Genomic DNA, 26,651 nt, shown 5'->3' with positions numbered 1-26,651 from the left:
AGACCGTCACGCCGCCCTGACCGGGTAGGCGGGGGGAGCTCAGGACGCGTCGTGCACGTGCCTGCGGAACCAGTCCAGGCTGGCCGCCCACGGGCCGGACCGGTCGGCCAGGTCCGGCAGCAGCGGGGTCAGCTCGGCGCTGAAGGTCTCCGAGGACTCCCGGGGCAGCAGCGAGGGCAGGTTGTCGATCGCGATGACGTCGAGCGGGTGGTCGTCGCCGCCGAACCGGCGCACCGGCTCGTCCCAGGTGGTGATCTCGGTGTTGACCGGGAGCTTGTTCGCCTCGGACGTGACGTCGCAGGTCACGTCCCCGACGACCCGCAGGCGACGCTCCGGGGTGGTCACGTCCTCGGCGGTGACGAAGGCGTCCCCCTTGCCGACGCTGACCACGCAGTTGACGAGAATGTCCTGGTCGAGCAGCGCCGGCTTGTTCAGGACCAGGGTGTCGGCCCGGTCCCACCGGGTCAAGGCGCAGCCGGCCACGGCCAGCGCCTCGACGGCCCCGGTGCCGGACCGTCCGCGGGAGCCAATGACCATCGCGCGCTCCGGCTCCTCGGGGGTGCTGCTGCGAAGCCGCTCGTCCAGGTCCGCGCGGGTCATCGGGCCGACGCCACCCTGGAGCAGCCCGCGGTGGCGCAGCACGGCCAGCGCGGCCCCGACGTAGCCGGCCCAGAAGCCGAATGCCACGACCCGCTTGCCGTCGACGGTGAGGTACTCGACGTCGAGCAGCTCACCGCCGCCGCGGCGGAAGCGGTCGAGCACCTCCTCGGCACCCTCCTGCCCCTTGTAGGCGTGCGCGAAGAACACGTGCGTGTGCTGCAGGTCGGAGGGGTCCTCCGGCAGTTCCTTGATCCCCACCACCACGGCCCCCTCCGGGGCGTCCACCCAGGACCCGAAGGGCGCGACGGAGCAGCCCACCTCGACGTACTCCTCGATCGGCACGATCCGGGTCGGCGACTCCTCGACCGTGACGGTGAAGCCGTCGGCGATGAGCCGGGCGGCGTCGGCGGGGACGATGGGGACGCGCTGCTCGGTCGGGCGGGACTCGGCGCGGATCCACAGGTGGGGACGGGTCATGGAGGCAAGGGTATGGAGTGGGACCGGCGGTCCCCAACTTGCGCTCCGGTGTCGGTCGGCCGGGGTCGGCGGGGCCGCCGACCGGCGGGGGTTCAGGAGCATGGGGCACCATGTCCTGCCATGGGGATGTTCGAGGCCGCCGCCCGTCGTCGGAGGGCGGCGGAGCTGCGGCGGCGGCTCGCCGAGCTCGACGAGTGGGACCGGAGGTTCGGCCTGGGCGGGACCCCGCCGGGCCACTCCCTCGCCCGTGACACCACCGCGTGGCGCTACCACTCACCCGACGGCGCCCCTCCGGTCTCGGTGCTCGACCCGGTGCCGACGCGCCGCCCGGTGCGCCGCCGACGACGGTCCTGGCCGAAGCTTCTGCTGGTCCTCGGTCTGGGCGGCGTGGCTCTCGCCTACGCCTACCCGGACCGGGCCTCGACGGTGTGGACCTGGGCGGAGGGGACGGGGCGTGAGGTCCTCGGCATGCCGGACCCCGACGGGCAGGGGGACGCTCCGCCGGTCCCTGCTCCGGGCGGGCGGGACGACCTCCCGCCCGACGTCGTGTGGCGTGCTGGTCGCTTCGCCGGAGGCTGGGAACCACCGCGAGGCGAGCGTCTGCTGCCGGCGGTGCAGCCGGGACCCGGGGGGGACCACGCGTTCCTCACGACCCAGCCCGGGACCGACGACCCGGTCGGGTTCTCCCCGTGCGGGCCGGTCGAGGTGGCGGTCAACCCCTCGGGTGCGCCGGAGGGCTACGACGCGTTGGTCCGCGCCTCCCTGGAGCGGCTCACGGACGCGAGCGGCCTGCAGCTGGAGCTGGTCGGGGAGACCGACCGCACCTGGTCCGACGACGTCCGCGGCCGCGGCCGTGGGGAGCCGGTCCTGGTCGCCTGGGCCACGTCCGACGAGGTCCCGGCGCTCGCGGGCACCAGCGCCGGCTTCGGCGGCCCCACCGTCGTCACCTTCCCGGACGGCCTGTCGTGGAACGCCTCCGGACAGGTGGTCCTCGACGCCGACGACCTCCCCACACCGGAGGCCCACGCGGCGGTGCTCGACCACGAGCTGGCCCACGTGCTCGGCCTGGGCCACGTCGAGGCCCCCGGGGAGCTGATGAACGCGGTCAACACCGGCCAGACCGACCTCGGCCCGGGGGACCTGGCCGGGCTGGCCCGCCTGGGCGCCATCCCCTGCCCCTGATCCGGCCCCCTCTTGCCGGGAGCGAGGGGACCCGGCCATGCTGGCCCCATGCGCAGCCGTCACCTGAGCCGGATCGTGCACCGGGCCCCGCAGGACGTCTACGACGTCGCCGCTGACCCTGACACCCTGCCCCGGTGGGCCGCCGGTCTGGCCGGGGGGCAGGCCGAGCGCGAGGGGGACGCCCTGGTGGTGCACTCCCCGATGGGTCGGGTCAGGGTCCGGTTCGCCGCCCGCAACGAGCTCGGGGTGCTCGACCACGACGTGACGCTCCCGTCCGGGGCCACCGTCCACAACCCGATGAGGGTCCTGCCGCACCCGGAGGGGGCCGAGGTGCTCTTCACCCTGCGGCAGCTCGACCTGAGCGACGAGGAGTTCGAGCGGGACGTCCGCATGGTCGAGGACGACCTGGACCGGCTCAAGCGCCTGGTGGAGGGCTGACCCACCGGACGGCCTGCCGCCATGCGCCACGCGGCCGGGCGGCCGACGCCACGACGGTCGACCTCACGGCGACGCGCCCAGGTTCAGACCGCCAGCGCCATCCGTCGGACCGCCTCGGCCATCAGCTCCGGCGAGGTCCCGATGTTGAGCCGGGCGAAGCCCGCCCCGCCGGGCCCGAACGCCGGTCCCGAGGACAGCAGCACCCGTCCCCGCTCCAGGAACGCCGCCGCCGGGTCGTCACCGAGGCCGAGCCCGCGGCAGTCCAGCCACGCGAGGTAGCTCGCCGACGGCCGGTGGTAGCGCACCCCGGGCAGGTGCTCGGCCAGCAACGGCTCCAGCTCGCCCACGCGCTCCTCGATCTCCCGACGCACGACCTCCAGCCAGTCGCGCCCGTCCGTCCAGGCCGCCACCGCGGCGTACTGCCCGAGGATCCCCGCGCCCCAGTCCAGCCCGCCGGGCATCGACTCCGGCCAGCGCGCGCGGTCGGCCACCACCCCCACGGCGAGCTTGAGAGCCCGGCGAGGTTCCACGCCTTCGAGGGGGAGTGGAGCGCGACGCCGACCTCGCGCGCGGCGTCGGAGACGGTGAGGAAGGGCACGAACGGTCGCTCGCTGCCCGGATGCACGAGCGGGGCGTGGATCTCGTCGGAGACCACCAGCGCCCCGTGGGCCTTCGCCAGCCCGGCCAGCGCGGCCAGGTCCTCCCGGGGGGTCACCATGCCGAGCGGGTGTGCGGCGAGCACAGCAGGACGACTCTCGTCCCCCCGGCCAACGACCGCTCGATCCCCTCCAGGTCCAGCCGTCCCCCGCGGTCCTGGTCGAGCATCGGCACGTCCTCGGCGACCAGGCCCAGCCCCGCCAGCCACGGGTAGAAGCTGAGGTAGACCGGCGGGTTCAGCACGACCCGGTCGCCCGGCGAGGTGACCGCGCGCAGGACCTCCTGGACCCCCACCCCGACGTCGGCCATCACCCGCACGCTCCCGCCGTCGGCCACCGGGTCCCACCCCCAGGCGTCCCGCGCGAACCCGGCGAAGGCCTCCACCACGGGTCGCGGGTGCCCGGCGTAGCCGAAGTCGGACAGGTCGACCGCGGCGTGCAGCGCCTGCGCGACCGCCGGTGCCGTGCGCACGTCCATCTCCGCGGTCCAGGCAGGCAACACGTCTGGGGCCACCCGGCTCCACTTCGCGCTGCGGTGCTCCCGCATCTCCTCCAGGGTCAGGTCGAACGGTGCTCCCATCACCCCAGCCTGCCAGGCCCAACCAGGAGCGACAGGATGGGGGTATGGCGTCGCGCACCTGGACCTTCACCGGCCGGATCCTCGGGGTCGGCACCACCAGCGGGGTGCGGCTCGTCGTCGGGGTCTGGGACGACTCGCCGCTGGGTTCCTTCGCCGACGTCATGGTCGAGCGGGCCGACGGCCACCGGCTCCTGCTGGCCCCGACCCAGGAGGTGGCCGACTTCGTGACCGGCACCTACACCTTTGACGAGACCCGGATCGAACCGGTCGAGGTCGACCTCGTCGACGTCTCCCGTGCCGCACCGGTGGAGGGGGGAGGCGGACCGGGCGCAACGGTCCGCGTCAGCATGCCCTCCCTGGCCCTCGCCGCCCACCTCGGCCGGCGCACGGCGCTCGGGTGGCTGCTGCGCGGCATACCCCGCAGGGTCGCGGCCAGCCCGCTCCTGTCGACGGTGACCGACCCGGTGGCCCGGGTCGTCCTGCGGGGGGGGGTGCGCACCCGCGGCAGCGCGGGACAGGGGCGACGCGAGTACTACGGCGCGACCGACCTGCGGGCCGTCACCGCCGTGACCGCCCGGCTCGACGGCGTCGACCTGGGCACGCTGACCGCGGTCGACCCGCCGGCCCGGTTCGGGTTCTCCTCGACACCGCGACGGCCGACGCTGACCGAGGTCGTGACCACGATCCGGGAGTGAACGGCGCACCAGCGCACCGGCCGGAAAGGCTGCCACCCCTCCGGCCGGCGGCCGGCGTCGCGCAGTCCCCTCAGGCCACCCGGGTCTGCGGCGCGTTCTCGGCCGTCTTGCCCGGGTCGCGCTCGACGACCCCGTCGAGCACGTCGTCGATCCTGCCCATGAGGTCGGCCTCGAGCCTCACGCCGGCCGCTTTGACGTTGTCCTTGACCTGCTCGGGGCGGGAGGCGCCGACGAGGGCGGCGGCCACGTTCGGGTTCTGCAGCACCCAGGCGACCGCGAGCTGCGGCATCGTCAGGCCGGCCTCCTGCGCCAACGGCTTCAGGTTCTGCACCGCCGTGAGGGTCTCGTCCGACATGAAGCCCTTCATCCCCTTGCCCATCTTCTCGTCGGCCGCCCGACCCTCGGTGGGCTGCTCGCCGGGGAGGTACTTGCCGCTCAGCACGCCCTGGGCCATCGGGCTCCAGACGATCTGGGAGATGCCCAGCTCCTCGCAGGCCGGGACGACCTCGGGCTCGATGACCCGCCAGAGCATGGAGTACTGCGGCTGGGAGGAGATGAGCGAGAAGCCCAGCTCCTTGCTCAGCCGGTGGCCCTCGCGGATCTGGTCGGCGGTCCACTCGCTGACGCCGATGTAGAGCGCCTTGCCCTGGCGGACGATGTCGGCGAAGGCCTGCATCGTCTCCTCCAGCGGCGTCTCGGTGTCGAACCGGTGCGCCTGGTAGAGGTCGACGTAGTCGGTCTGCAGGCGCTTCAGCGAGCCGTCGATCGACTCCATCACGTGCTTGCGGGACAGGCCGGTGTCGTTCGGGCCGCCCGGGCCGGTGGGCCAGTAGACCTTGGTGAAGATCTCCAGGCTCTCCCGGCGCTCGCCCTTGAGGGCCTCGCCGAGGACGCTCTCCGCCTTGGTGTTGGCGTAGACGTCGGCGGTGTCGAAGGTGGTGATGCCCTCGTCGAGCGCGGCGCGCACGCACTGGTGGGCCACCTCGTTCTCCACCTGGGACCCGTGGGTCAACCAGTTGCCGTAGGTGATCTCGCTGATCTTGAGCCCGCTGTTGCCGAGGTACCTGAATTCCATCCCCCCAGCCTACGGACGGAGAGGCGTGCTCCGCGCCGTGGGTGTCCACCCCCCGAGGGGTCGAGGTGGACCCGGCGGGTGTCGACGTCCCCGCGGGGTCGACGTCTGCGGCGGGCGTCCTCCACCGTCGGTGGCCGCGGCTACGGTGGGGGTATGACGTACGGGTCGGGGTGGCAGGACGAGCAGCGTGGGCAGGGTCCTCGGGAGGGCGAGGAGCTGGCGGCGCCGCCCGGTGCAGACCCTGCCCTGCCGGGGCCGGGGATCGACCCCGCGCTGCGGCCCCCCGCCGCTGCCCGGCCCGCAGACGCCGGGCGCCGGGATGCCCGAGGTCGTCCCCGGGGCGCCGGGCTCCTGGCAGGGAGGCGGTGCGGCATACCCCTCCGGTCCGGGGAACCTGCCCGCCCGCCGGGACCGTGACCAGCCGATGGTGTCGGCGTTTGGCGACCTCGTGCGGACCGGGTCGTGGGACGCCGCGAGGAAGACGGTGGCCTACCAGGTGTTCGGCGACAGCAAGCTGGACCTGCGCCAGGTGCTGCGCCCCGGCGAGACGTTGGAGGTCGAGCTCTACAGCCTGTTCGGCAGCGCGAAGATCCTCGTGCCCGAGGGCACGGACGTGCAGATCCAGGGGATGACGCTGCTGGGTGACGCCCGGGCCGAGGTGGGTGCGGCGGCGACCGGGACGACCCCGCCCTCCGGCGGCCGGCTCGTGGTCACCGGCTGGTCGGTCTTCGGCGACGTGCGCGTCCGGTCGGTCGCGGCCGGCGAGAAGCTGCCCCGCGGGTGGCGCTGGGCCCAGCCGAAGCGGTCCTGACGCGGCCGAGCGCCTCTCGCCGGGGTCCTGACGCCGGGCCTCAGCGAGCCGTCGTCGGCGTCGGGTCACCGCCCCGGCGGGCGAGCTCGGCCTCCGCCCGCCGCAGACCGCCGTGCTCGAGGCCGGCGAGGGAGGAGACGCCGCTCCACACGGGCCGCCCGCCGCGGGTCACCCGCACCTCCATGGTGCCGGTGAGGTGCTCCAGCGCCCCCGGGGTGTTGCGACCCTGGGACGGCAGCGGGACGGGGAGGACGTGGGCGTCGCCCACCGGGGCCGAGGCCTCCACCTCGACCCGCCAGCCTCCGGCCCGGTGGGTCCCCGCCAGGAGCCACCGGTCGTCGTGGACGGTGGCGCGGACGGGGCTGAGCCCGGGGTCGCCCAGCCGCAGCACCCGCCCCTGCGGGAGGCGGACGACCAGCCCGGTCACCTCGGTGCGCAGCGGCAGCCCCAGGGGTCGGGCATGGACCTGGCCCCCGGCGAAGGCGACGGCTGCCCCCGGCTCGGCGAAGCCGTGGGCCTGACCCCACCACCAGGAGTCGGGGAACCCCTCGGCGCCCCAGTTCTTCTCCCCGTAGACCTGCGCACCGTCCAGCTCCCAGCGGGCGTCGCCGAGGCGGACCGTGCCCGTGGCGCGTCCGCCGAGCAGCCAGGGGTGCCAGTACTGGTTCAGCCGGGGCACCGCCTGGAAGATGCTGGACCCGCCCAGGGCCCGCCGGGGCCAGGGGGCCAGCGGCTCGAGGCAGACGTCGACCATCGCGTCGTCCAGCTGCACGTGCAGGTGGGTCGCGCTCCCGCTGAAGCTCGGTGACCCGTCCCGGCCCGCCGCCGCTGCGCCCGCCGTGGCCCCCAGCCCGGAGGGGTCGGCCGTGGCGCCGGCCACCGCGGCCGTGCGCAGGAAGCCGTCCGAGGAGCCAGCCCGACGGTCGCCCACGGGCCGTCGGGTCCCTGGTTGACTCCCACGAGCGCGATGAGCACCCGGCCGGTGGCCACGTCCGTCAGACGCCAGAAGTAGCCCTCCATCGCCACGCCCGGGTGGGCCCGGCGCGGGTCGCCCCCCGGCAGGTCGGCACCGGTGGCGCGGTAGCGGCGGAGCGCGGAGGAGATCACCGTGCCCACGCTAGGCCCGCGACCGGCCGGCCGCCCCTCGAGCTCCCTGACCGGCCCCGTCCGGCTTCGGCAGGACGGGGCGGCACGACCGTCCTAGCGTGGGAGGCGTCGCCACCGACGGCGAGCGAACGACGCGGGAGGACCCCAGATGGCCACGAAGAAGTCAGCCAAGACCGCTCCGACGTCCCGGGGAGGGGACGGCCGCAAGGGCGGTCGGCCGAGCGACCCGTCCGTGCCGGCGGTGGAGGACGGCGGCCCCCGGCTCCCGGACTACCCCCAGGACCCGGTCCCTCCGCAGCCGCCGACGCCCCGCCACGCGGGTGCCGCTGCGGACAACCCGCTCTACACCGACGCGACCGAGCCCGGGACCGGTGGCGAGCTGCACCAGCTGCCGGGCGACGGCATACCTGCGATGACGACCTCGCAGGGGCAGGTCCTCTCGGACGACCAGAACTCCCTGAAGGTCGGTGACCGCGGGCCCACCCTGCTGGAGGACTTCGCCCTCCGCGACAAGATCTTCCACTTCGACCACGAGCGGATCCCTGAGCGGGTGGTGCACGCGCGGGGGTATGGCGCGCACGGCACCTTCACCGCCGCCGAGGACCTGTCCGACCTGACCCGGGCCTCGCTGTTCGCGCAGGCCGGCAAGGAGACGCCGGTGTTCGTCCGGTTCTCCACGGTCGCGGGCAACATGGGGTCCTTCGACCTGGCCCGCGACATCCGTGGGTTCGCGACGAAGTTCTACACCGACGAGGGGAACTGGGACCTGGTCGGCAACAACGTCCCGGTGTTCTTCATCCCCAGGACGCGATCAAGTTCCCCGACCTCGTGCACTCGGTCAAGGAGGAGCAGGACCGGGGCTGGCCGCAGGCGCAGTCGGCGCACGACACCTTCTGGGACTTCGTCGGCCTGATGCCCGAGTCGACCCACACCCTGCTGTGGCAGATGTCGGACCGCACGATCCCGAGGTCGTTCCGCTTCATGCAGGGCTTCGGTGTGCACACCTTCCGGTTCGTCGACGCCGAGGGGAAGAGCACGTTCGTGAAGTTCCACTGGGTGCCGAAGCAGGGGCTGCAGTCGGTGGTGTGGAACGAGGCCGTCAAGATCAACGGCGCCGACCCCGACTTCCACCGTCGTGACCTGTGGATGGCGATCAACAACGGCGACTTCCCCGAGTGGGACCTGTGCGTCCAGGCCTTCGACGACGAGTTCGCCGACTCCTTCGAGTTCGACGTGCTCGACTCCTCCAAGATCATCCCCGAGGAGCAGGTGCCGCTGCGGGTGATCGGCACGATGCGGCTGGACCGGGTGGTCGACAACGTGTTCAGCGAGACCGAGCAGGTGGCGTTCATGACCCAGAACGTCGTGCCCGGCATCGACTTCACCAACGACCCGCTGCTGCAGGGTCGCAACTTCTCGTATCTGGACACCCAGCTCAAGCGCCTCGGTTCGACCAACTTCAGCCAGCTGCCGGTCAACGCCCCACGCTGCCCCGTCATGCACTTCCAGCGGGACGGCCACATGCAGATGGGCCGCCAGGCCGGTCGGGCCACCTACGAGCCCAACTCCTTCACCGGGGCCGCCGCCGGCCCACGGGCCGACCGGGAGGCGGGCTTCCGCACGGTGGAGCGCCCGGAGAGCGGCGACACGCGGCGCGTGCGCGCCGAGAGCTTCGCCGACCACTACTCCCAGGCCGGACAGTTCTGGCGCAGCCAGAGCCCGGTCGAGCAGGACCACATCCGGATGGCGTTCGTCTTCGAGCTGTCCAAGTGCGAGATCCCGGTGGTCCGGGAGCGGATCGTGGCCAACCTGCGCAACGTCGACGAGGAGCTGGCGGCCGGGGTGGCCGACGGGCTCGGGATGGACCTGCCCGAGGCCACGACCCCGCACGTGCAGCCGAACCACGACCTGCCTGAGTCGCCGGCGCTGAGCATGGAGGCGAGGGCGCCGGAGAGCTTCGCCGGGCGCAAGCTGGGCATCGTCGTCACCGACGGGACCGACGCAGCCGTGCTGGACGCGCTGACGAAGGCCTTCGAGGACGGCGGCGCGATGGTGGAGACGATCGCCCTCAAGATCGGAGGAGTCACCCTGGCCGGCGGCGAGCGCCGCCCGGTCGACCACAAGATCGACGGTGGCCCCTCGGTCCTCTTCGACGCGGTCGCCCTCCTCGGTGAGGGCGCCGGTGCGGAGGAGCTGGCCGGCCACCCGGCCACCCGGGACTTCGTGGCCGACGCGTTCTCGCACTACAAGTTCATCGGCTACGTGCCCGGCGCCCGCCCGCTGCTGGAGGCCGGCGCGATCGCCGAGCGCCTGGACCAGGCCTGCCTGGACCTGTCGACGACGACGCCGGAGGACTTCTTCACCGCCTGCGGGGCGATGCGCCGCTGGGAGCGCGACGTCTGAGCCGCGGCACGGCAGGCGGTGAGTCAGGGGCCGGCCCCCCGGCGTGTCGCGCACTGTGCCCGGCCGTTGTTGCGTGTCATGTGCCAGAACACGGATGGTGCAGCACGCGACACGCCGCAGCGGGGTGGTCGGTTGGCTGCCCTGCTTGTCGCGGACCGTCTCGGCCGGGGCCGGATCGCCCGCCGTCGGCACGGGGAGCTTCGTCTTGCGGGCGACCGGTGCCCTGCGGAACAGTCGGGCGTGTGGATGATCGGGCCATGAGCCGACGCTCGGCCTGGTGGGCCCTGGCGGCGCCGGCCGTCGTCATCGCCGCCGGTGTCGCGCCCGCCGTCGCCGGCGTCATCGCCTGGTGGCACGGGCTGATCATCCTGGTTCTCGGAGGCGCGTGGTTCGTCCTGAGTGGCGCACCGTCCTGCGTACGACGGCCCCCAGAGCGGCGGGTCAGCCTTCCGGCGGGGCCACCGGGCGGCCGATCCGCGGGGCGACCGGTCGACCGGGCGGGGCGACCGGGGAGGCGTCCGGCGGGGTGACCGGTGAGGCGTCCGGCGGGGTCACCGGGCGGCCGGGGACAGCCCAGTCGGTCAGTCGGCCAGCTTGGCCGGAAGACCGGCCCGCGCGAAGGCGGCCTCGTCGAAGAAACCCACGACGGCGGTGACCGCCCCGTCGACGACGTCGACGACCACGAGCTGGAAGGGACGGTGGACGCCGTCCTCGCCGCGCAGGTACATCCCGGCGGCGGGCTGGCCGTTGGAGACCGTCGGCACCATGCGCAGGTCGAGCGGCCCGGAGGCGGGGCACTGAGTCCCGATGAGGGCGGCGATGGCCTCCTGGCCGACGTAGTAGCGGTCGAACGGAGGCATCTGCCAGGTGGCCTGCTCGGTCATGACCTCCACCACGGCGGGGGCACGTCGTAGCGTTCGAACGCCTCGCAGAAGCGGGTGAAGATCTCGCGCTCCTCGGCGGTGAGCTCGTGCACCCGGCGCCCGGCCTGCCGCATGCCGTCCCCGACGGTGGCCCGGGCGCGCTGGAGGGCGGAGTTGGCGGCGGCCACCGAGCACCCCAGCGCCTCGGCCGTCTCGGCGGCCGACATCTGCAGCACGTCGCGCAGCACGAGAGCGGCACGCTGCCGCGGCGGCAGGTCCTGGAGGGCGGCGACCACCGCCAGCTGGACACCCTCGTGCGCCACCGCGGCGTCGGCCGGGTCCGGCCGGGCCTCGCCCCAGACCATCCGGTCCGGAAGAGGCTCCAGCCAGTCGCGGGAGCGGTCCTCGACCACCGGCACGTGCGGGTCGCCGGGAGGTTGCCCGAGGCCGCTGGGCAGGGGCCGGCGGCCCTGCTGCTTCAGGGCCGTCAGGCAGGTGTTGGTGGCGATCCGGTACATCCAGGTCCGGACCGAGGAACGTCCCTCGAAGGAGTGGAACGCCCGCCACGCGCGCAGGTAGGTCTCCTGCACCAGGTCCTCGGCCTCACCGGCCGAACCGAGCATGCGGTAGCAGTGCGCGAGCAGCTCGCCGCGCAGCGGAGCGGTCAGCTCCTCGAACGTCTGCGTCCCCGTGGTCGTCGTCATGCCTCGCTCCTCGCCCACCCGTCCTGGACCCGCCTGTCCTGAGCCGGCCCGTCGCGGACCAGCCCGTCGCGGACCAGCCCGTCGCGGACCAGCCCCTCGCGGACCGGCCCCTCACGGACCAACCCCTCCTGGACCGGCCCGGTCATGCGCGACGGCCGGCAGCGACCGGCGCGCCGTCGATCTCCACCGTCCCACCGTCGGGCACCTCCGGTCCATCCCCGGTGAAGGCCGGGTCCATCCACATGACCTCCCACACGTGGCCGTCCGGGTCGCTCCAGGAGCGGCCGTACATCAGGCCCATGTCCTCGCTGCGGACCGCGGTGCCACCCAGCTCCGCGGCCCGGTCGGCGAGACCGTCCACCTCCGCGCGGGACTCCACCGACAGTGCCAGGAGCGTCTCCACGGTGCCGGTGTCGGCGGTCCGGCGGTCGTGGAAGCCGTCGAAGAAGTCCCGCCGCAGCAGCATCGCGTAGAGGGCGGGGCCGAGCTCGAGGCAGAGCGCGTTGTCGTCGCAGAAGTTCTCGTCGAAGGTGTAGCCGAGCCCGGAGAAGAAGGCCCGGCTCCGGTCGAGGTCCTCCACGGGCAGGTTGACGAAGATCGCCTGGTGCTGTGGCATGTCGTTCCTCCTGGGTCGTCCTGGTCGGCGACGGTCGTCCCTGGTCTGCGACGGTCGCCGCGGCGGCGCCGTCCGGTGCCGCTGCTGGGTCCGACCAGTCCCGGTGACCGAACTCATCGGTGGGGTGTTCTTCCCGCTCCACGAGCTGGTCGGGCCGCCCGGGCTACGGTGCCCCGGTGGACCCGGCCGAGACGCAGGACGAGCGGTGGATAGGCCACAGCGTGCTCCAGGTGTCGGTGCCGGCCCTGGAGGGGTGGGTGCGCGCCCGGACCGCGGAGCACGATCCCGCCTTTGTCTCGAACGACCCGCGCTTCGGGCACGCCCACGTCACGGCGCTGGGTCCGTTCGTCGACGTCCTGGACGAGGCGGTGGCCGGCCGGGTCGCCGACGTCGCGGCCCAGGTGGAGCCGTTCAGCTACCGTCTCGCCCGGGTGGCCACCTTCCCCAACGGGATCGTGCATCTCGTGCCCGAACCCGCCGAGCCGTTCGCCCGGCTCACGGCCCTGCTCGTCGGGGAGTTCCCCGACCATCGGCCCTACGGCGGGCAGTTCGCGCCCGACCCGCACCTGACCCTCGACCTCGTCCACGGCGATGTCACCGAGGAGTCCACGCGCGCACGGCTCGAGGGCCTGCTGCCCCTCGAAGCCCGGGCGGAGACCCTCGACCTGGCCTGGTGGGAGTCTGGCCGCTGCCATCTCGTCCACCGGTGGCCGCTCGGCGGGTCGGGGTCCGGCGCGTACGACGGACGCATCGGCACTCCGCACGGCGTATGATGGTTGCATCATGCATGTATCTGAGCAGCTGGCGCGTGCCTTCGCCTCGATGGGTCGCCTCCTCATCGAGTTCCAGGGGGAGCTGTCGCGTCCCGACTTCTCCGTCCTCGTCCACCTCACCCACCAGGACGACGTCGGGGAGGCGGTCCGCTCCCGCGACCTCGCCCGTTCCGAGGGGCTCGACCCCTCCACCATGAGCCGCCGGCTGGCCTCGCTGGCCGAGCGGGGGCTGGTGGCGCGCGAGCCCGACCCGGCGGACGGCAGGGCCCACCTGCTGCGGCTGACGGAGTACGGCCGGGAGGCCGTCCGTCAGGAGCGGGCCCGGCGGGTCGCGCTCGTCACGGACGCCCTCGAGGGATGGGACGACGCGGACCGGGCCGACCTCGCCCGCCTGCTGTCCCAGCTCACCGACAGCCTCGAGACCCGCCGCGACGACGAGCGCACCCGCCGGCACCACCGCATACCCGGGCGGTCCGCGTGACCACGCCCGCAGCCGCGCCCGCCGACGCCCCCGACCCCACGCCCGAGCCCGTCGCCTACCGGATGACCCCGGCCCACCGGCGGGTCTTCGTCGGGCTGATGCTCGGCATGTTCGTCGCCTCGATCAGTCAGACGATCGTCGGCCCCGCCATCCCGCGGATCGTCGCCGAGCTCGGGGGTATGGAGCACTACAGCTGGGTGGCGACCGCGGCCATGCTGGTCTCGGCCATCGTCGTGCCGATCGTCGGCAAGCTCTCCGACATCTTCGGCCGGCGCGGCTTCTACCTCGGCGGGCTGGTCGTGTTCATGCTCGGCTCGGTGATCTCGGGGCTGGCGCCCAACTTCTGGACGCTCGTCCTCGGCCGAGCGGTGCAGGGCCTGGGCATGGGCACGCTGATGCCGTTGTCGCAGACGATCATCGGCGACATCATCCCGGCGCGGCAGCGGGGCAAGTACCAGGGCCTCATGGGCGCCGTCTTCGGGGTGACCTCGGTGGCCGGGCCGCTCGCCGGCGGAGTGATCACCGACGCGCTGGGCTGGCGCTGGTTGTTCTTCGCGATCCTCCCCGTGGGGATCGTCGCTGTCTTCATCATCGCCCGCTTCCTGCACCTGGACCACGAGCCGACCCGGGGCAGCATCGACGTGCTGGGCATCGTCACGCTGACCCCGGCGCTGGTGGCGATCCTGCTGGCGACCTCGTGGGGCGGCACCACCTACCCGTGGGGCTCGGCGCCGGTGCTGGGCCTCTTCGCCGCGGGCACGGTGCTGCTGGCGGCCTTCGTCCTGGTCGAGCTGCGGGCCGACAACCCGCTGCTGCCGCTGGGACTGTTCCGCAACAGCATCTTCACCTGGGCCAACATCGCCGCCTTCGGGCTGGCGATGGTGATGTTCGGGGCGCTCATCTACGTCCCGGTCTACGCCCAGGGGGTGCTCGGGGCCGGGGCGACCGAGTCGGGCCTGATCCTGATGCCGATGATGCTGGGGATGATCGTCGTCGGGATCCTGGCCGGTCTGCTCATCACCAGGACCGGGCGCTACAAGGAGCTGATGCTGCTGGGCACGGTCGTCACCGGGGTGGGGCTGTGGATGCTCACCCGGCTCACCGTGGACTCCTCGGAGTGGGCGATGACCGCGGCGATCGCGGTCATGGGCACCGGGCTGGGGATGGCGATGCAGCAGTACACCCTCGTCGTCCAGAACGCGGTGTCCCGGGCCGACCTGGGCGTGGGGACCGCGACGCTGCAGTTCTTCCGCAACGTCGGCAACACCGTGGGGATCGCGGTCTTCGGCTCGGTGATGACGGCGGGGATGACGTCCGCGATCGCCGGCTACCTGCCCGCGGAGGTCGCTGCGCGGGCGGCCGAGCTCGGACAGATCGACGCGGGCGTCGCGCTCGACCCGGCCGCGACCCAGGGGCTGCCGCCCGAGGTCCTCGCGGCGGTGCGCGCCGGCCTGGCCGACCAGCTGCACGACGTCTTCGTGCTGGGGCTGCCCATCGTGGTCGTCGTCTTCTTCGCGACGCTGGCCATCCGGCCGATCCCCTTGCGCGAGACCGTCGACACGCCGGAGGAGGCGCAGCGGGAGTACCTCGACACGATGGCCCAGAGTGCGCCGTCCCGGGGGTACGTCCCCAGCCTGCGGGAGGGCGACGTCGGCGCCCGGACCCGTGAACGGGTGCTGGGGCTGCAGCTGGCCATGCTCGCGCGGCAGGTGCTCCTGGAGGACCGGCCGCTGCTGACCCGGGCCGTGGCCGAGGTCGGCGAGGGCGACGTGGAGCGTGGCCGGTGCCTGCTCGAACGGGCGGCGAGGATGCTCACCAGCGACGACCGCGAGGAGGTGGCGGCCGGCGAGCGCTTCGCCGTGGAGCTGGCCCGTCGGGCGGACCGGGAGGGCGGGCTGCTCAGCCCGGAGCTGCGCCAGGAGCTGGCCGTGCAGGCCGCGGCGGCCGCGCGGAACCGGGACGAGTGCTCTCGAGCATCGAGCCGAGCGTGGAGGAGCGGCACGCGGCCGTCGACCTGGACAAGGTGCGGCAGGCGGCCGCCGAGCTGTCGACCGCACTGCTCGTCGACCTGGGCCGGCCGGTGGAGCCGGCTGGCACGTCCGGGCGGGGGTAGGCCTCGGCCGGGTTCTGCTCGGACGGCCCGGCCGGGATCTGGTCCGGGACGGACAAGGTTGTGCACCAGGGACAAGGTCGTCGACCTTGCCTGCGGTGCACATCCTTGTCTGCTGGGCCCGACCGGGAGGCTCAGGCCTCCTTGGCGCCGGAGAACTCCAAGAAGGCGTCCATCGCGCGCGGGCCGTAGACGGTGGCCGGGCCGCCCGCCATGAGGATCGCGACGCCGATGGTCTCGGCGACCTGCTCGGCGGTGGCGCCGGCGCGGGCGGCGCCACGGGCGTGGCTGGCGATGCAGCCGTCGCACTGGGTGGCCACGGAGATGCCGAGGGCGATCAGCTCCTTGGTGGCGGTGCTCAGCTCGCCGTCGGCGAGGGCGGCCTTGTGGGTGGCGGCGAAGCCGGCGTAGACGTCCGGGATGCGGGAGCGCAGCTCGCGGGAGGGGGCCTTGAGGCTGTCGAGGACGTGGGCACCGTGGGACATGGGACTCCTGACTGAACGGGTGGAACTGATACCCCCGAGGGTATCTCGGGGAGCCGGTGGACGCCAAGATCGACGGCCGCGCTCCCCAGCCTGGCACGCCCGGGCGGGGGGGGGCCGGGGGCGGACGGACGGGCGGCACGGCATACCCTCGCTGCATGCAGGACTTCCACCTCCCCACCGCGATCGTGGTGGCCGGAGCCTTCCTGGTCCTGCAGGCCGCGCTGTGGCTGCGGCGCCGGCGGGAGGCACGGGGGTTCCTCTCCGAGGCGGACCGGATCACCTACGAGACGCTGCGCACCGGGTCCCAGGCGGGTCGGCACCTGCGCTCGGGCCTGACGACCGAGCACGCGGGACGCGCGGCCCGCCACCTGCGGCTCATGCTCGGGGCGTCGGCGCTGGCGATCAGCGACGGGCAGCAGCTGCTCACCTGGTCCGGCCACGGTGAGCACCACTCCCCGCAGGCGCCCGACCACTCGCGTCGGGTGCTGACCAGCGGGGACGTCGTCGTGCTCGACCGGGACGACCTGCCCTGCCGCGACCCCGAGTGCGACGTCCGGGCGGGGGTGGTGGCCCCCCTCGTCGTGGAGGACCGGGTCATCGGCACCATCGCCGCCTACGCCGCGCGTCCCTCGGCCGGGCTGGCCCGGGCGACCGAGCAGCTGGCGACCTGGGTCAGCGGACAGCTCGAGCTCGGCGAGCTCGACCGCGAGCGCACCCGGGCCATGGAGGCCGAGCTGCGCAGCCTGCGGGCCCAGATCAGCCCGCACTTCATCTACAACTCCCTCGGCGCCATCGCCTCCTTCGTGCGCACCGACCCCGACCGGGCCCGCGAGCTGCTGCTGGAGTTCGCCGACTTCACCCGCTACGCGCTGCGGCGCGGCGGCGCGTTCACGACCCTGGCCGACGAGCTACGCAACATCGAGCGCTACCTCGTGCTGGAGCAGGCGCGCTTCGGCGAGCGGCTGCAGGTCCACCTGCTCGTGGCGCCCGAGGTGCTGACCGTGGCCGTCCCCTTCCTGGCCGTCCAGCCGCTCGTGGAGAACGCGGTCCGCCACGGGCTGGCGCACAAGGAGGGGGTGGGGACGGTGACGATCACGGCCACCGACCTGGGCGACCTGGCGGAGATCACCATCGAGGACGACGGGGTCGGCTCCGACCCCGACCTGGTGCAGCGAGCGCGCTCGACGGGGACACCGCCGCGGACGGCAAGGACACCGACAGCGTCGGGCTGGGCAACGTCGACGCCCGGCTGCGGCAGGTCTACGGCGACGACCACGGCCTCGTCGTCGAGACCGCGCCGGGGCTGGGCACGAAGGTCGTCTTCCGGGTGCCCAAGTACGCCCCCGGTGTCCACGCGGGCCGGATGAGGCCCTGGCTCACCGCCTCCGCCGCGACCCTGGTCGCGGCGCTCGTCACCGGGGTCTCGGTGGCCGTCGATGTCGTGGGCTCCCCGGCCGTGGACGAGGTCGGACCGGTCGACGCGGTCTACGTCATCGGTCCGGTCGAGACCCGCATCGAGGAGGCGCTGGCGGTGATGGACAGGGGCGTCGCCCCCGTGCTGCTGGCCACCACCTCGGTCCACGCCGGCACCGGGGAGCCCTACGCGACCGACCACTGCGGCCTGCGCACCGCGACCTACCGGGTCGAGTGCGTCCTGCCCGACCCGTACTCCACGCGCGGTGAGGCCCGGATCCTCGGCGACCGCGCGGCCGGGCACGGCTGGTCGCGGGTCGCGGTGATGACCAGCACGCCGCACGCCGGGCGCACCCGTCTGCTCATGGAGCGCTGCACCGACGCCGAGGTGCTTCTCTGGACGACCGACGCCGCGACCGACCGCAGCCTGCGGGGCCGGGTCCGCGCCGCGCCGGCTCTACCAGTCGGCCGCCTGGGTCAAGACGCAGGTCCTGCGCGGTTGCTGAGCCGGCGTCGCGGCCCGCCGCCGTCCCGGCCGCGCCCCGGCCGCGCCCCGGCCGCGCCCCGGCCTCGCCCCGCCCGCGCCCCGCCCGCGCCCCGCCCCCCCGCCACCCCCCCCGCCGCCCCCCCCTACGATGAGGTCATGCGCGCCCTCGTCGTCGACGACGAACCGCCCGCCCTCTCCGAGCTGACCTACCTCCTGGAGCAGGACGGACGGTTCGACGACGTGGTGCCCGCGTCCTCGGGCACCGACGCGCTCCGGGCCCTGACGCCGGCGACGTCGACGTCGTCTTCTCCGACATCTCCATGCCCGGGCTCGACGGCATGGAGCTGGCCCGCATCGTCGCCCGCTTCGCCCGTCGTCCCCAGGTCGTCTTCGTCACCGCCCACGAGGAGCACGCCGTCGACGCCTTCGCCGTGCAGGCCACGGACTACGTCATGAAGCCGGTCTCCCCGTCCCGCCTCGCCCGCGCGGTGGACCGGGTCCTGGAGGGTATGGCGTCCGCGCCCGCCGCAGGTGCTTCCGCGTCCGCCGAGGGTGTCACGGCGGGCGAGCCGACCGACCCGGCCGTCGGGCCGGCCGCCCGACAGGAGGGCGGCTCTCCGTCGGCCGGCGTCCCGGCCGACGAGCGCATCGCGGTCGAGCTGGGCGGCGTGACCCGCTTCCTGCTGCGTTCGAGCATCCGCTACGTGCAGGCCCAGGGCGACTACGCCCGGCTGTTCACCGCGACCGGCTCGCACCTGCTCCGGGTCCCGCTGAGCACGCTGGAGGAGCGCTGGGCCGGCGCGGGGTTCGTGCGGATCCACCGCTCGACGCTGGTCTCCCTCGCGCACGTGTCGGAGGTCCGGCAGAGCCAGGGAAGGGTCTCCCTCGTGCTCGTCCCGGACGGGACCGAGCTGCAGGTGGCGCGGCGGCACACCCGTGAGGTCCGCGAGCACATCCTGGCCCGGGGCTCGCGGCCACGCTGACCGGACCGCGACGACCGCGCGACGAGTCCCGCTCGGGGGGCCCAGGCGACCGGGCGAGAGTCCCGCCGCGGTGGCCGGGGCGAACGCCCGGCCGGCAGCCGGGGCGTAGCCTGCCCACCATGTCCACGCCGCCGCCCCCTACCCCGGACGCGGCGGGCGGGAGGCATGACGTCGCGGCGGCGCGACGGCATACCTCGCGGGTCCGGGTGACCTCGTCCCGCCGCGGCGCCCCGCCTGTCCGGCAGCGCACCCCCGCCGCGGACCTCGTCGAGCAGACGGGGGTGGGCGAGCTCTACCTCGAGGGCCTGCTGCGGGCCCAGCTGCGGCTGGCGCTGACCGTCCTGGGCGTCTTCGCGGTCGCGCTGCTGGGCGTGCCGCTGCTCGTGACCGTCGTCCCCGCCAGCGGCGCGGTGAGCCTGGGCGGCGTGCCGCTCGTGTGGGTGCTGCTCGGGGTCCTCGTCTACCCGGTGATGGTCGCCCTGGCCGCCTGGTACGCCCGGCAGGCGGGGCGGCTGGAGACCCGGTTCAGCGACGTCGTCGGACGGGACCACTAGTGTCCGGGGTGCTGCCCGGCCTGGCGGTCCTGGCCGTCTGCGTGCTCACGCTCGTGCTCGGCGTCTTCGGGCTGCGGCTGTCCCGGCGCACCAGCGACTTCTACGTCGCCGGCCGCACGGTCACGCCCGGGCGCAACGCGGCCGCCATCGGCGGGGAGTACCTCTCGGCCGCCAGCTTCCTGGGCGTCGCGGGGCTGGTCTACGACACCGGGGTCGACGCGCTGTGGTACCCGATCGGCTACACCGCGGGGTATGTCGTGCTGCTGGTCCTCGTCGCGGCGCCGCTGCGGCGCTCGGGCGCCTACACCCTGCCGGACTTCGCCGAGGCCCGGCTGGAGTCGCGGGCGGTGCGCCACCTGTGCACGCTGCTCGTCGTCTTCATCGGCTGGCTCTACCTGGTGCCGCAGTTCCAGGGGGCCGGGTTCACGCTGCGGCTGGTCACGGGGGCTCCCGAGCGGCTGGGGGCGACGGTGGTCCTCGTCGTCGTCGTGCTGTCGGTGGCTGCCGGCGGGATGCGCTCGATCACGCTGGTCCAGGCGGTGCAGTACTGGGTCAAGCTCACCGCGCTCGCCGTCCCCGCCGGGGTCATCGTCGCGGTCTGGTGGGCCACCCGCGGCCCGGTGCCGCAGGTGGACGACTCCTGGCTGCTGCCGCTGACGGGCGGGGACCCCGACCGGCACCACCTCTACCGCACCTTCTCGCTGCTCGTGGCGCTGGCCCTGGGCACCACCGGGCTGCCGCACGTGGTCGTGCGCTACTACACCAACCCCGACGGCGCCCAGGCGCGACGCACGACCGTGCGGGTGCTGTGGCTGCTCGGCATGTTCTACGTGGTGACGGTCGTCTACGGGGTGCTGGGCCGGGCCTACCTGGCCACGCCGGGGGAGGGGCGCGCGGACACCGTCGTGCTGCGCCTGCCCGCGCAGGTGCTCGGGGGGGCGTGGGGGCAGAGGTGCTGGTGGCGGCCCTGGCGGGCGGGGCGTTCGCGGCCTTCCTGTCGACGAGCTCGGGGCTGGCGGTGGCGGTCACCGGGGTGCTCAACCAGGACCTGGTGCGACCGCTGCTGGCCCGGGTGACGGGCGGGGACCACTCGGAGGTCACCGGGTTCCGGCTCTCGGCGGTGGTGGCGGTCCTCGTGCCCTACGGGCTGAGCCGGTTCTTCCCCGAGGTGGGGCTGGCGGCCTTCGTCACCCTGGCGTTCGTCGTGGCCGCGTCGACCTTCTTCCCGCTCCTGGCGCTGGGCGTGTGGTGGCCCCGGCTGTCGGTGCCGGGCGCGGCGGCCGGGCTCGTCGTGGGGGCGGTGCTGGCGACCGGGGCGATCGGGGTCACCGTGCTCGTCGGCGACCGGCCGGGCTGGAGCGGGGCGCTGCTCGCCCAGCCGGCGGCCTGGACGGTGCCGGTCGCCCTGCTCACCGCGGTCGGCGTCTCCCTGGCCACCCCGCACCGGATCCCGCGGGGCGCGCGGCGCACCCTCGTGCGGCTGCACACCCCGGAGTCGATCCCCACCGGGATGCCGGGCGGCCCGGGCCGCCGCTGACGGGCAGGGTGCCACCCGGCTGGTGGGACGCCCCGGCGCGGGACGCGGCGGCGCCGACCGGACGCCGCTCGTCGCACGGCACCGCCCGCTCGTCGCCCCGGGACGGCCCCGGCCCGCGCCACCGGCGCAGGAACGGCATACTCGGGAGCACGCAGCCCAGAGCAAGGAGGCACCTATGTCCGAAGAAGGACTGTCCAACCTGTTGCACGAGGAGCGCACCTTCCCGCCGAGCGAGGAGTTCGCGGCCGCCGCCAACGGCAGGAGCGAGCTCTACGAGCAGGCGTCCGCCGACCGGGAGGGCTTCTGGGCCGAGCAGGCGCGGAAGTACGTCACCTGGGAGCAGGACTTCGACCAGGTGCTCGACTGGTCGCAGGCACCGTTCGCCAAGTGGTTCGTCGGGGGGCACGCTCAACGCCTGCGTCAACGCGGTGGACCGGCACGTCGAGGCCGGCAACGGGGACCGCGTGGCCATCCACTTCGTCGGGGAGCCGGGGGACACCCGCGACATCACCTACGCCGACCTGCACCAGCAGGTGCAGAAGGCCGCCAACGCGCTCGCCGACCTGGGGATCGGCAAGGGCGACACGGTCGCGATCTACCTGCCGATGATCCCCGAGGCGGTCGTGGCGATGCTGGCCTGCGCGCGCCTGGGGGCGCCGCACTCGGTCGTCTTCGGCGGCTTCTCCGCCGAGGCCCTGCACAGCCGGATCGACGACGCCGGCGCCAAGGTCGTCATCACCGCCGACGGCGGGTGGCGCCGCGGCAAGCCCGGCGCGCTCAAGCCGGCCGTGGACGCGGCGCTGGCGGTCGGGGAGTCCCCGGTCGAGAAGGTCCTCGTCGTGCGGCGCACCGAGCAGGAGGTGGAGTGGAACGACGACCGTGACCTGTGGTGGTGGCACGAGCAGCTGGAGCAGGCGGCCGACACCCACGAGGCGCAGGCCTTCGACGCCGAGCACCCGCTGTTCATCCTCTACACCTCGGGGACCACCGGGAAGCCCAAGGGGATCTTCCACGCCACCGGCGGGTATGTCGTGCAGACGGCCTACACGAGCTCGGTGGTGCACGACATCCACCCCGAGTCCGACGTCTACTGGTGCACCGCCGACATCGGCTGGGTCACCGGGCACTCCTACATCGTCTACGGGCCGATGACCCTGGGCGCGACCCAGGTGATGTACGAGGGCACGCCCGACACCCCGCACCAGGGCCGGTTCTGGGAGATCGTCCAGGACAAGAAGGTCAGCGTCCTCTACACCGCGCCCACCGCGATCCGGACCTTCATGAAGTGGGGCAAGGAGATCCCGGCGAAGTTCGACCTGTCCTCGCTGCGGCTGCTGGGGTCGGTCGGTGAGCCGATCAACCCCGAGGCGTGGATGTGGTACCGCGAAGTCATCGGCGGCGACCGGTGCCCGATCGTGGACACCTGGTGGCAGACCGAGACCGGCGCGATCATGATCAGCCCGCTGCCGGGCGTCACCCCCACCCGTCCCGGCTCGGCCCAGCACGCCATCCCGGGCATCGTCGCCAAGGTGGTCGACGACATGGGGCAGGAGGTCGAGAAGGGCGGCGGCGGCTACCTCGTCCTCACCGAGCCCTGGCCCGCGATGCTGCGCGGCATCTGGGGCGACCCGGAGCGCTACAAGGAGACCTACTGGAGCCGGTTCGAGAACGTCTACTTCGCCGGTGACGGCGCCAAGCTGGACGAGGACGGCAACATCTGGGTGCTCGGCCGGGTCGACGACGTGATGAACGTCTCCGGCCACCGGATGTCGACCGCCGAGATCGAGTCGGCGCTGGTGTCCCACCCCAAGGTCGCCGAGGCGGCCGTGGTCGGTGCGGCCGACGAGACGACCGGCCAGGCGATCTGCGCCTTCGTCATCCTCCGTGAGGAGGCGGTCCAGGAGGCCGACGAGCAGGGCGAGGGCTCGGACCTGGTGGCCGAGCTGCGCAACCACGTGGCCAAGGAGATCGGCCCGATCGCCAAGCCGCGACAGATCATGATCGTCCCCGAGCTGCCCAAGACCCGCTCGGGCAAGATCATGCGCCGTCTCCTCAAGGACGTCGCGGAGCACCGGGAGGTCGGCGACGTGACCACGCTGGCCGACTCCTCGGTGATGAACGCCATCTCGGCGGGGCTCAACAAGGGCGACTGACCCGCCAGCTCGCCCGGCCGGCTTCGTCAGCCGGTCGGGCGGCCGGTCCCCACGACGAACCAGGCCCAGGGGCGCGCGGGCGGGAACCGCGTCAGGTATGCCTCGTCCGTGACCAGCTCGAAGCCCGCGGCGCGCACCAGGCCCGGCACGTCCCGGGTGACGTGGCAGCCCCCGGCCACAGGCCCCCAGACCGGCTGGATGGCGTCCTGCACCCGCCGCACGCCCTTCTCCGGCGCCCGGGAGTGCTCGACGAACCGCAGCGTCCCGCCGGGGCGAAGCACCCGACGCGCCTCGGCCAGCGCAGCCCGCACGTCGGGGACGGTGCACAGCGACCAGGTCGACACCACCGTGTCGACGCTGCCGTCGGGCAGGGGGATGCTGGCCGCGTCGGTGCTCACCCGCTCGACGGGACGTGCGAAGTCCTCGATGCGCGGACCGGCGATCTCCCAGGCCCGGTCGGAGGGCTCCGCCGCCAGGACGCGCTCGACGCCGGCGCGGTAGTGCGGCAGGTTCAGCCCGCTGCCGAAGCCGATCTCCAGGACCGTGCCGGTGGCCTCGGCGCACACGCGCTCGCGCCACCGCCGGCTGACCCGCTCGGACAGGACGAGGTCGACGACCCGGGGGAGCACCCGCTCGCTCCAGGGCCCGGTGCCGGTGATCAGTCCTCCGGCAGCATGTGCCGCCACGGCCGCGCGAGGTGGAAGTCGCGACCGCTGACCTCCTCGACGCTGATGCCCACGACGTTGAACTTGGCCGAACTGACCCAGGGACGCAGCCGCAGGTTGTCGGCGTCCCTGGCGTCGTCCCCCTCCAGGATGCGGGCCTTGCCGCGGGCGATGACGCTCCAGGCCCGCTCCTCGTCCTCGAGGATCTCGTCGACCTCGAAGGCGACGTCCTCGTTCATCGCGACGCCGAGCAGCTTGGAGCCCTCGGCGGTGCGGAAGACGATCCGGTCGCCGTCGACGGCGTAGTTGAGGGGGGTGATGTGGACCTCGTCCGCCAGGTGGAAGGCCATCCGGCCGAACTCCGTGCGGCGCAGCCGCTCCCAGCACTCGTCCTCGGACAGGATCGGCGTCGACCTCTGCTCGGACATCTCATCCTCCTGTGTGTTCGTCCTCCCACTCTAGTGAGGTGACGATCCTCGCGGGGGGCGGGGTGCCGTCGTGGACCGGCCCTCCCGACGGGTGCCAGGAGGGCCGGTCCGAGGACACGGGTGCGGCCCGGCCCGGAGGCCGGGCCGCACCCGGTGTCGTGGACTACGCAGGGACCATGCCGTGCGGGTCGATGACGTACTTCTTGGCCGCGCCCTGGTCGAACTCCCGGTACGCCTGGGGCGCCTCGTCGAGGCTGATGCGGGTCGCGTTGACGGCCTTGGCGATGTGCGCCCGGTCGGCCAGGATGAGGTTCATCAGCTGGCGGTTGTACTTCTTGACCGGGCACTGGCCCGTCGTGAACGAGTGCGACTTGGCCCAGCCCAGCCCGAGGCGGACCCCGATCTGGCCGACCTTGGCGTTCTCGTCGACGCCGCCGGGGTCGCCGGTGACGTAGAGGCCCGGGATGCCCAGGCCGGCACCGGCACGCGCGACGGTCATCATGTCGTTGAGCACCGTGGCGGGGGCCTCCTCCGCGCCCTCACCGTGACCGCGGGCCTCGAAACCGACCGCGTCGACCGCGGCGTCGACCTCCGGCTCGCCGGTGATCTGCTCGATCATCTCAGCGAGGTCGCCGCCGGAGCTGAGGTCCACCGTCTCGCAGCCGAAGCTCTCCGCCTGCCGCAGCCGGTCGCCGATCATGTCCCCGACGATGACGACCGAGGCACCGAGCAGCTGGGCCGAGTAGGCCGCGGCCAGCCCGACGGGGCCGGCCCCGGCCACGTACACCGTCGATCCGGTCGTCACCCCGGCGGTGTAGGCGCCGTGGTAGCCGGTCGGGAAGATGTCGGAGAGCATGGTCAGGTCCATGATCTTCTCCAGCGCCTGGTCCCGGTCCGGGAACTTCAGCAGGTTGAAGTCGGCGAACGGCACCATGACGTACTCCGCCTGGCCACCGATCCACCCGCCCATGTCGACGTAGCCGTAGGCGGCGCCGGCGCGGGCGGGGTTGACGTTGAGGCAGATGCCCGTCTTGCCCTCGTTGCACATCCGGCAGCGCCCGCAGGCGATGTTGAACGGCACCGAGCAGATGTCGCCCGGCTTGACGAAGAGCACGTCGTCGCCGACCTCGACGACCTCGCCCGTGATCTCGTGGCCGAGCGTCTGGCCGGGAGGAGCGGTCGTGCGTCCGCGCACCATGTGCTGGTCGCTGCCGCAGATGTTGGTCGTGACCAGCTTGAGGATCGCCGCGTGGGGCGCCTCCTTCTTCAGGTCCAGTCCCTGGACGACGTCGTCCGGGAGCTCCAGCCGGGGGTAGTCCACGGGTTCGACCGCGACCTCTCCTGGGCTCTTGTAGACCACGACTCGGTTGCCTGTCATTTCGTGTTCCTTCCTAGGTGGAACCTGGGGCGACCCCACGGCGGCGCCGGGCTGGCCCGTCGTGCGGCGGGGTCAGGTCTGCGGGAGGTCGTCGGCACCGGGCGTGCCCCTCCGGCTCACGCGGTCTTCCGGCTCCTGGGAGACGAACGCGTAGGTGAGGACGGCCAGGACCGCACCGGCGACCGGGCCCACGACGTAGACGAAGAACTGGCCCCATGGCACCTCCCCGCCGAGCACCGTCAGCGTCAGGTAGGGGCCGAAGGTGCGGGCCGGGTTGACCGACCCTCCGGTGAGCGGGCCGATGAGGAGGATTTCGAGGGCGACCGCGAGGCCGATCATCAGCCCGGCCCAGCCCGCCGGTGCCCGGGGGTCCACGGCCAGAGCCATGATGGCCAGGAGCAGGATGAAGGTGCCGAAGGCCTCGGCGACGATCCCCTGCCAGGCCGGGACCCCCTCGGCCAGGACGGTGGCTCCCATGCCCAGGTCGACCGCGCTCATCCCGAAGGTCGCCACCACCAGCAGCCCGCCGACGAACGCCCCGACCAGCTGGGCCGCGACGTAGGGCGCGACCTCGACCCAGGGGAACCGCTTGGCCACGGCCAGCGCGATCGTGACCGCCGGGTTGATGTGGGCGCCCGAGACCGGGCCGAAGGCGTAGATGACCAGCGCGACCACCACGGCGAAGGCCAGCGCGACGAAGCCCAGGTCGGCGAACGTGAGTGCGCCGTCCCCCATGGTCAGGGCGGCGATCACCGCGCCCGGCCCGAACAGGACCAGCAGCGCGGTGCCCATGAGCTCCGCCGCGAGCCGACGAACGATCCGACCTTCCATGAGGCTCCCTTGCCAGGACAGGTTGTGCTCGTTCTCGAACGTACTCCTGCATCCGGACGAGCCGTCAAGGGCGGACGCCGCGAAGTGGCTCACCTCACACACGGATGTGTCCTCGCGGACGTCGACCCCTCGCAGAACGTCGGTCCCGCGACCTAGAGTGGGCAGG

Annotated in this window: 29 protein-coding genes and 2 pseudogenes; 16 read left to right on the top strand and 15 right to left on the bottom strand. The window is 73.5% G+C overall.

The window, feature by feature from the left end; all coding sequences use genetic code 11:
* Nucleotides 1-39 precede the first annotated feature (39 nt).
* The gene (locus ACQ95T_RS18580; protein WP_425942501.1) at nt 40-1,077 is read right to left on the bottom strand and encodes a saccharopine dehydrogenase; all 1,038 of its coding nucleotides are present in this window, start codon (nt 1,075-1,077) and stop codon (nt 40-42) included.
* A gap of 120 nt (nt 1,078-1,197) precedes the next feature.
* Here ACQ95T_RS18580 and ACQ95T_RS18575 point away from each other — a divergent pair, with 120 nt between their 5' ends.
* Together ACQ95T_RS18575 and ACQ95T_RS18570 are read left to right on the top strand one after the other, a co-directional pair.
* Nucleotides 1,198-2,259, top strand: a complete 1,062-nt coding sequence (locus ACQ95T_RS18575; RefSeq protein ID WP_431473273.1) for a hypothetical protein — start codon at nt 1,198-1,200, stop codon at nt 2,257-2,259.
* Between the two features lie 48 nt (nt 2,260-2,307).
* Nucleotides 2,308-2,697, top strand: a complete 390-nt coding sequence (locus ACQ95T_RS18570; protein ID WP_425942499.1) for an SRPBCC family protein — start codon at nt 2,308-2,310, stop codon at nt 2,695-2,697.
* Between the two features lie 83 nt (nt 2,698-2,780).
* On the opposite strand, the gene ACQ95T_RS18565 is transcribed toward ACQ95T_RS18570, so the two are convergent.
* From ACQ95T_RS18565 to ACQ95T_RS18555, 3 genes and pseudogenes are all read right to left on the bottom strand, one after another.
* A complete protein-coding gene (locus ACQ95T_RS18565; protein ID WP_431473925.1) occupies nt 2,781-3,227 on the bottom strand; it encodes a hypothetical protein in 447 nt (148 codons plus the stop codon).
* A gap of 41 nt (nt 3,228-3,268) precedes the next feature.
* A pseudogene (locus ACQ95T_RS18560) lies at nt 3,269-3,415 on the bottom strand (aminotransferase class I/II-fold pyridoxal phosphate-dependent enzyme); the annotation flags it as partial.
* Nucleotides 3,409-3,933 (bottom strand): aminotransferase class I/II-fold pyridoxal phosphate-dependent enzyme, encoded by a 525-nt coding sequence (locus ACQ95T_RS18555; RefSeq protein ID WP_431473272.1) that lies wholly within the window; start codon nt 3,931-3,933, stop codon nt 3,409-3,411. The gene ACQ95T_RS18555 and the pseudogene ACQ95T_RS18560, both read right to left, overlap by 7 nt.
* 44 nt (nt 3,934-3,977) lie before the next feature.
* Here ACQ95T_RS18555 and ACQ95T_RS18550 point away from each other — a divergent pair, with 44 nt between their 5' ends.
* Nucleotides 3,978-4,628, top strand: coding sequence for a hypothetical protein (locus tag ACQ95T_RS18550; protein WP_431473271.1), 651 nt, complete (start codon nt 3,978-3,980; stop codon nt 4,626-4,628).
* Between the two features lie 70 nt (nt 4,629-4,698).
* Here the strand turns inward: ACQ95T_RS18550 and ACQ95T_RS18545 are convergent, their stop codons facing one another.
* On the bottom strand, nt 4,699-5,703 hold the full coding sequence (locus tag ACQ95T_RS18545; protein ID WP_425942496.1) for an aldo/keto reductase family protein: 1,005 nt from the start codon (nt 5,701-5,703) through the stop codon (nt 4,699-4,701).
* Nucleotides 5,704-5,935: 232 nt separating this feature from the next.
* Here ACQ95T_RS18545 and ACQ95T_RS18540 point away from each other — a divergent pair, with 232 nt between their 5' ends.
* Entirely contained in the window at nt 5,936-6,514 is a 579-nt protein-coding gene (locus ACQ95T_RS18540; RefSeq protein WP_431473270.1) for a LiaF domain-containing protein, read from the top strand.
* Nucleotides 6,515-6,554: 40 nt separating this feature from the next.
* On the opposite strand, the gene ACQ95T_RS18535 is transcribed toward ACQ95T_RS18540, so the two are convergent.
* Nucleotides 6,555-7,445, bottom strand: coding sequence for a tocopherol cyclase family protein (locus ACQ95T_RS18535; protein ID WP_431473269.1), 891 nt, complete (start codon nt 7,443-7,445; stop codon nt 6,555-6,557).
* Between the two features lie 324 nt (nt 7,446-7,769).
* Between ACQ95T_RS18535 and ACQ95T_RS18530 the strand changes: the two genes are divergently transcribed.
* Nucleotides 7,770-8,534, top strand: coding sequence for a catalase (locus ACQ95T_RS18530; protein WP_431473268.1), 765 nt, complete (start codon nt 7,770-7,772; stop codon nt 8,532-8,534).
* Entirely contained in the window at nt 8,450-10,024 is a 1,575-nt protein-coding gene (locus ACQ95T_RS18525) for a catalase (protein WP_431473267.1), read from the top strand. The genes ACQ95T_RS18530 and ACQ95T_RS18525 overlap by 85 nt, the downstream gene beginning before the upstream one ends.
* 581 nt (nt 10,025-10,605) lie before the next feature.
* Here the strand turns inward: ACQ95T_RS18525 and ACQ95T_RS18520 are convergent.
* Genes ACQ95T_RS18520 through ACQ95T_RS18505 form a run of 4 tightly spaced genes read right to left on the bottom strand, consistent with a single transcriptional unit; the run spans nt 10,606 to nt 12,207 of the window.
* Complete coding sequence (locus tag ACQ95T_RS18520) at nt 10,606-10,908, bottom strand: hypothetical protein (protein ID WP_431473266.1); 303 nt, start codon at nt 10,906-10,908, stop codon at nt 10,606-10,608.
* Nucleotides 10,905-11,591 carry an RNA polymerase subunit sigma-70 gene (locus ACQ95T_RS18515; RefSeq protein ID WP_431473265.1) on the bottom strand — a complete coding sequence of 229 codons (687 nt, stop codon included), beginning with the start codon at nt 11,589-11,591 and terminating at the stop codon, nt 10,905-10,907. Before ACQ95T_RS18515 ends, ACQ95T_RS18520 begins: the two co-directional genes overlap by 4 nt.
* Entirely contained in the window at nt 11,588-11,737 is a 150-nt protein-coding gene (locus ACQ95T_RS18510) for a hypothetical protein (RefSeq protein ID WP_425942491.1), read from the bottom strand. Before ACQ95T_RS18510 ends, ACQ95T_RS18515 begins: the two co-directional genes overlap by 4 nt.
* Nucleotides 11,734-12,207 carry a VOC family protein gene (locus ACQ95T_RS18505; RefSeq protein ID WP_425942490.1) on the bottom strand — a complete coding sequence of 158 codons (474 nt, stop codon included), beginning with the start codon at nt 12,205-12,207 and terminating at the stop codon, nt 11,734-11,736. Before ACQ95T_RS18505 ends, ACQ95T_RS18510 begins: the two co-directional genes overlap by 4 nt.
* Before the next feature lie 176 nt (nt 12,208-12,383).
* Between ACQ95T_RS18505 and ACQ95T_RS18500 the strand changes: the two genes are divergently transcribed.
* The 3 genes from ACQ95T_RS18500 to ACQ95T_RS18490 are packed head-to-tail and all read left to right on the top strand — an operon-like array spanning nt 12,384 to nt 15,788.
* Nucleotides 12,384-12,980, top strand: coding sequence for a 2'-5' RNA ligase family protein (locus ACQ95T_RS18500; protein ID WP_425942489.1), 597 nt, complete (start codon nt 12,384-12,386; stop codon nt 12,978-12,980).
* A 10-nt stretch (nt 12,981-12,990) separates the two neighbouring features.
* On the top strand, nt 12,991-13,461 hold the full coding sequence (locus ACQ95T_RS18495) for a MarR family winged helix-turn-helix transcriptional regulator (RefSeq protein WP_431473264.1): 471 nt from the start codon (nt 12,991-12,993) through the stop codon (nt 13,459-13,461).
* Complete coding sequence (locus ACQ95T_RS18490; protein ID WP_431473263.1) at nt 13,458-15,788, top strand: MDR family MFS transporter; 2,331 nt, start codon at nt 13,458-13,460, stop codon at nt 15,786-15,788. The genes ACQ95T_RS18495 and ACQ95T_RS18490 overlap by 4 nt, the downstream gene beginning before the upstream one ends.
* Here ACQ95T_RS18490 and ACQ95T_RS18485 read toward each other — a convergent pair.
* A complete protein-coding gene (locus ACQ95T_RS18485) occupies nt 15,706-16,056 on the bottom strand; it encodes a carboxymuconolactone decarboxylase family protein (protein WP_425942485.1) in 351 nt (116 codons plus the stop codon). The genes ACQ95T_RS18490 and ACQ95T_RS18485 overlap by 83 nt on opposite strands.
* 155 nt (nt 16,057-16,211) lie before the next feature.
* Between ACQ95T_RS18485 and ACQ95T_RS18480 the strand changes: the two genes are divergently transcribed.
* The 7 genes and pseudogenes from ACQ95T_RS18480 (at nt 16,212) to acs (ending at nt 23,183) form a co-directional block, all read left to right on the top strand.
* Nucleotides 16,212-17,423 carry a GAF domain-containing sensor histidine kinase gene (locus ACQ95T_RS18480; RefSeq protein ID WP_431473262.1) on the top strand — a complete coding sequence of 404 codons (1,212 nt, stop codon included), beginning with the start codon at nt 16,212-16,214 and terminating at the stop codon, nt 17,421-17,423.
* Entirely contained in the window at nt 17,384-18,412 is a 1,029-nt protein-coding gene (locus ACQ95T_RS18475; RefSeq protein ID WP_431473261.1) for a hypothetical protein, read from the top strand. Before ACQ95T_RS18480 ends, ACQ95T_RS18475 begins: the two co-directional genes overlap by 40 nt.
* Nucleotides 18,295-18,939: a LytR/AlgR family response regulator transcription factor gene (locus ACQ95T_RS18470; protein WP_431473260.1), complete on the top strand. Its 645-nt coding sequence runs from the start codon at nt 18,295-18,297 to the stop codon at nt 18,937-18,939. The genes ACQ95T_RS18475 and ACQ95T_RS18470 overlap by 118 nt, the downstream gene beginning before the upstream one ends.
* Before the next feature lie 119 nt (nt 18,940-19,058).
* A complete protein-coding gene (locus tag ACQ95T_RS18465) occupies nt 19,059-19,493 on the top strand; it encodes a hypothetical protein (RefSeq protein WP_425942477.1) in 435 nt (144 codons plus the stop codon).
* Nucleotides 19,493-20,569 (top strand): cation acetate symporter, encoded by a 1,077-nt coding sequence (locus ACQ95T_RS18460; RefSeq protein WP_431473259.1) that lies wholly within the window; start codon nt 19,493-19,495, stop codon nt 20,567-20,569. Before ACQ95T_RS18465 ends, ACQ95T_RS18460 begins: the two co-directional genes overlap by 1 nt.
* Nucleotides 20,452-21,030 carry a sodium:solute symporter family transporter gene (locus ACQ95T_RS18455; RefSeq protein ID WP_431473258.1) on the top strand — a complete coding sequence of 193 codons (579 nt, stop codon included), beginning with the start codon at nt 20,452-20,454 and terminating at the stop codon, nt 21,028-21,030. The genes ACQ95T_RS18460 and ACQ95T_RS18455 overlap by 118 nt, the downstream gene beginning before the upstream one ends.
* Nucleotides 21,031-21,205: 175 nt before the next feature.
* Nucleotides 21,206-23,183: pseudogene (acs, locus tag ACQ95T_RS18450) on the top strand (acetate--CoA ligase).
* Between the two features lie 26 nt (nt 23,184-23,209).
* Here acs and ACQ95T_RS18445 read toward each other — a convergent pair.
* From ACQ95T_RS18445 to ACQ95T_RS18430, 4 genes are all read right to left on the bottom strand, one after another.
* The gene (locus ACQ95T_RS18445; protein WP_425942471.1) at nt 23,210-23,869 is read right to left on the bottom strand and encodes a class I SAM-dependent methyltransferase; all 660 of its coding nucleotides are present in this window, start codon (nt 23,867-23,869) and stop codon (nt 23,210-23,212) included.
* The gene (locus tag ACQ95T_RS18440; RefSeq protein ID WP_425942469.1) at nt 23,842-24,276 is read right to left on the bottom strand and encodes a pyridoxamine 5'-phosphate oxidase family protein; all 435 of its coding nucleotides are present in this window, start codon (nt 24,274-24,276) and stop codon (nt 23,842-23,844) included. The genes ACQ95T_RS18445 and ACQ95T_RS18440 overlap by 28 nt, the downstream gene beginning before the upstream one ends.
* 163 nt (nt 24,277-24,439) lie before the next feature.
* Nucleotides 24,440-25,654 (bottom strand): formaldehyde dehydrogenase, glutathione-independent, encoded by a 1,215-nt coding sequence (gene fdhA, locus ACQ95T_RS18435; protein ID WP_425942467.1) that lies wholly within the window; start codon nt 25,652-25,654, stop codon nt 24,440-24,442.
* Between the two features lie 72 nt (nt 25,655-25,726).
* A complete protein-coding gene (locus tag ACQ95T_RS18430) occupies nt 25,727-26,587 on the bottom strand; it encodes an MIP/aquaporin family protein (RefSeq protein WP_431473257.1) in 861 nt (286 codons plus the stop codon).
* Nucleotides 26,588-26,651: the final 64 nt, after the last annotated feature.

This window comes from Ornithinimicrobium carbonis, assembly GCF_050703245.1.
GTDB lineage: Bacteria > Actinomycetota > Actinomycetes > Actinomycetales > Dermatophilaceae > Ornithinicoccus.
Note: the sequence above shows the minus strand (reverse complement) of the source record. Positions and strands in the feature narration are given on the sequence as shown.

Bases quoted from the DNA above. Each gene is read 5' to 3' on its own strand.
- ACQ95T_RS18510 (WP_425942491.1), bottom strand. From the start codon at position 11,737: ATGACCGGGCCGGTCCAGGAGGGGTTGGTCCGTGAGGGGCCGGTCCGC.
- ACQ95T_RS18470 (WP_431473260.1), top strand. From the start codon at position 18,295: ATGGAGCTGGCCCGCATCGTCGCCCGCTTCGCCCGTCGTCCCCAGGTC.
- ACQ95T_RS18550 (WP_431473271.1), top strand. From the start codon at position 3,978: ATGGCGTCGCGCACCTGGACCTTCACCGGCCGGATCCTCGGGGTCGGC.
- ACQ95T_RS18495 (WP_431473264.1), top strand. From the start codon at position 12,991: ATGCATGTATCTGAGCAGCTGGCGCGTGCCTTCGCCTCGATGGGTCGC.
- ACQ95T_RS18505 (WP_425942490.1), bottom strand. From the start codon at position 12,207: ATGCCACAGCACCAGGCGATCTTCGTCAACCTGCCCGTGGAGGACCTC.
- ACQ95T_RS18480 (WP_431473262.1), top strand. From the start codon at position 16,212: ATGCAGGACTTCCACCTCCCCACCGCGATCGTGGTGGCCGGAGCCTTC.
- ACQ95T_RS18570 (WP_425942499.1), top strand. From the start codon at position 2,308: ATGCGCAGCCGTCACCTGAGCCGGATCGTGCACCGGGCCCCGCAGGAC.
- fdhA (WP_425942467.1), bottom strand. From the start codon at position 25,654: ATGACAGGCAACCGAGTCGTGGTCTACAAGAGCCCAGGAGAGGTCGCG.
- ACQ95T_RS18545 (WP_425942496.1), bottom strand. From the start codon at position 5,703: ATGGAATTCAGGTACCTCGGCAACAGCGGGCTCAAGATCAGCGAGATC.
- ACQ95T_RS18555 (WP_431473272.1), bottom strand. From the start codon at position 3,933: ATGGGAGCACCGTTCGACCTGACCCTGGAGGAGATGCGGGAGCACCGC.
- ACQ95T_RS18520 (WP_431473266.1), bottom strand. From the start codon at position 10,908: ATGACCGAGCAGGCCACCTGGCAGATGCCTCCGTTCGACCGCTACTAC.
- ACQ95T_RS18575 (WP_431473273.1), top strand. From the start codon at position 1,198: ATGGGGATGTTCGAGGCCGCCGCCCGTCGTCGGAGGGCGGCGGAGCTG.
- ACQ95T_RS18580 (WP_425942501.1), bottom strand. From the start codon at position 1,077: ATGACCCGTCCCCACCTGTGGATCCGCGCCGAGTCCCGCCCGACCGAG.
- ACQ95T_RS18440 (WP_425942469.1), bottom strand. From the start codon at position 24,276: ATGTCCGAGCAGAGGTCGACGCCGATCCTGTCCGAGGACGAGTGCTGG.
- ACQ95T_RS18530 (WP_431473268.1), top strand. From the start codon at position 7,770: ATGGCCACGAAGAAGTCAGCCAAGACCGCTCCGACGTCCCGGGGAGGG.
- ACQ95T_RS18515 (WP_431473265.1), bottom strand. From the start codon at position 11,591: ATGACGACGACCACGGGGACGCAGACGTTCGAGGAGCTGACCGCTCCG.
- ACQ95T_RS18485 (WP_425942485.1), bottom strand. From the start codon at position 16,056: ATGTCCCACGGTGCCCACGTCCTCGACAGCCTCAAGGCCCCCTCCCGC.
- ACQ95T_RS18465 (WP_425942477.1), top strand. From the start codon at position 19,059: ATGTCCACGCCGCCGCCCCCTACCCCGGACGCGGCGGGCGGGAGGCAT.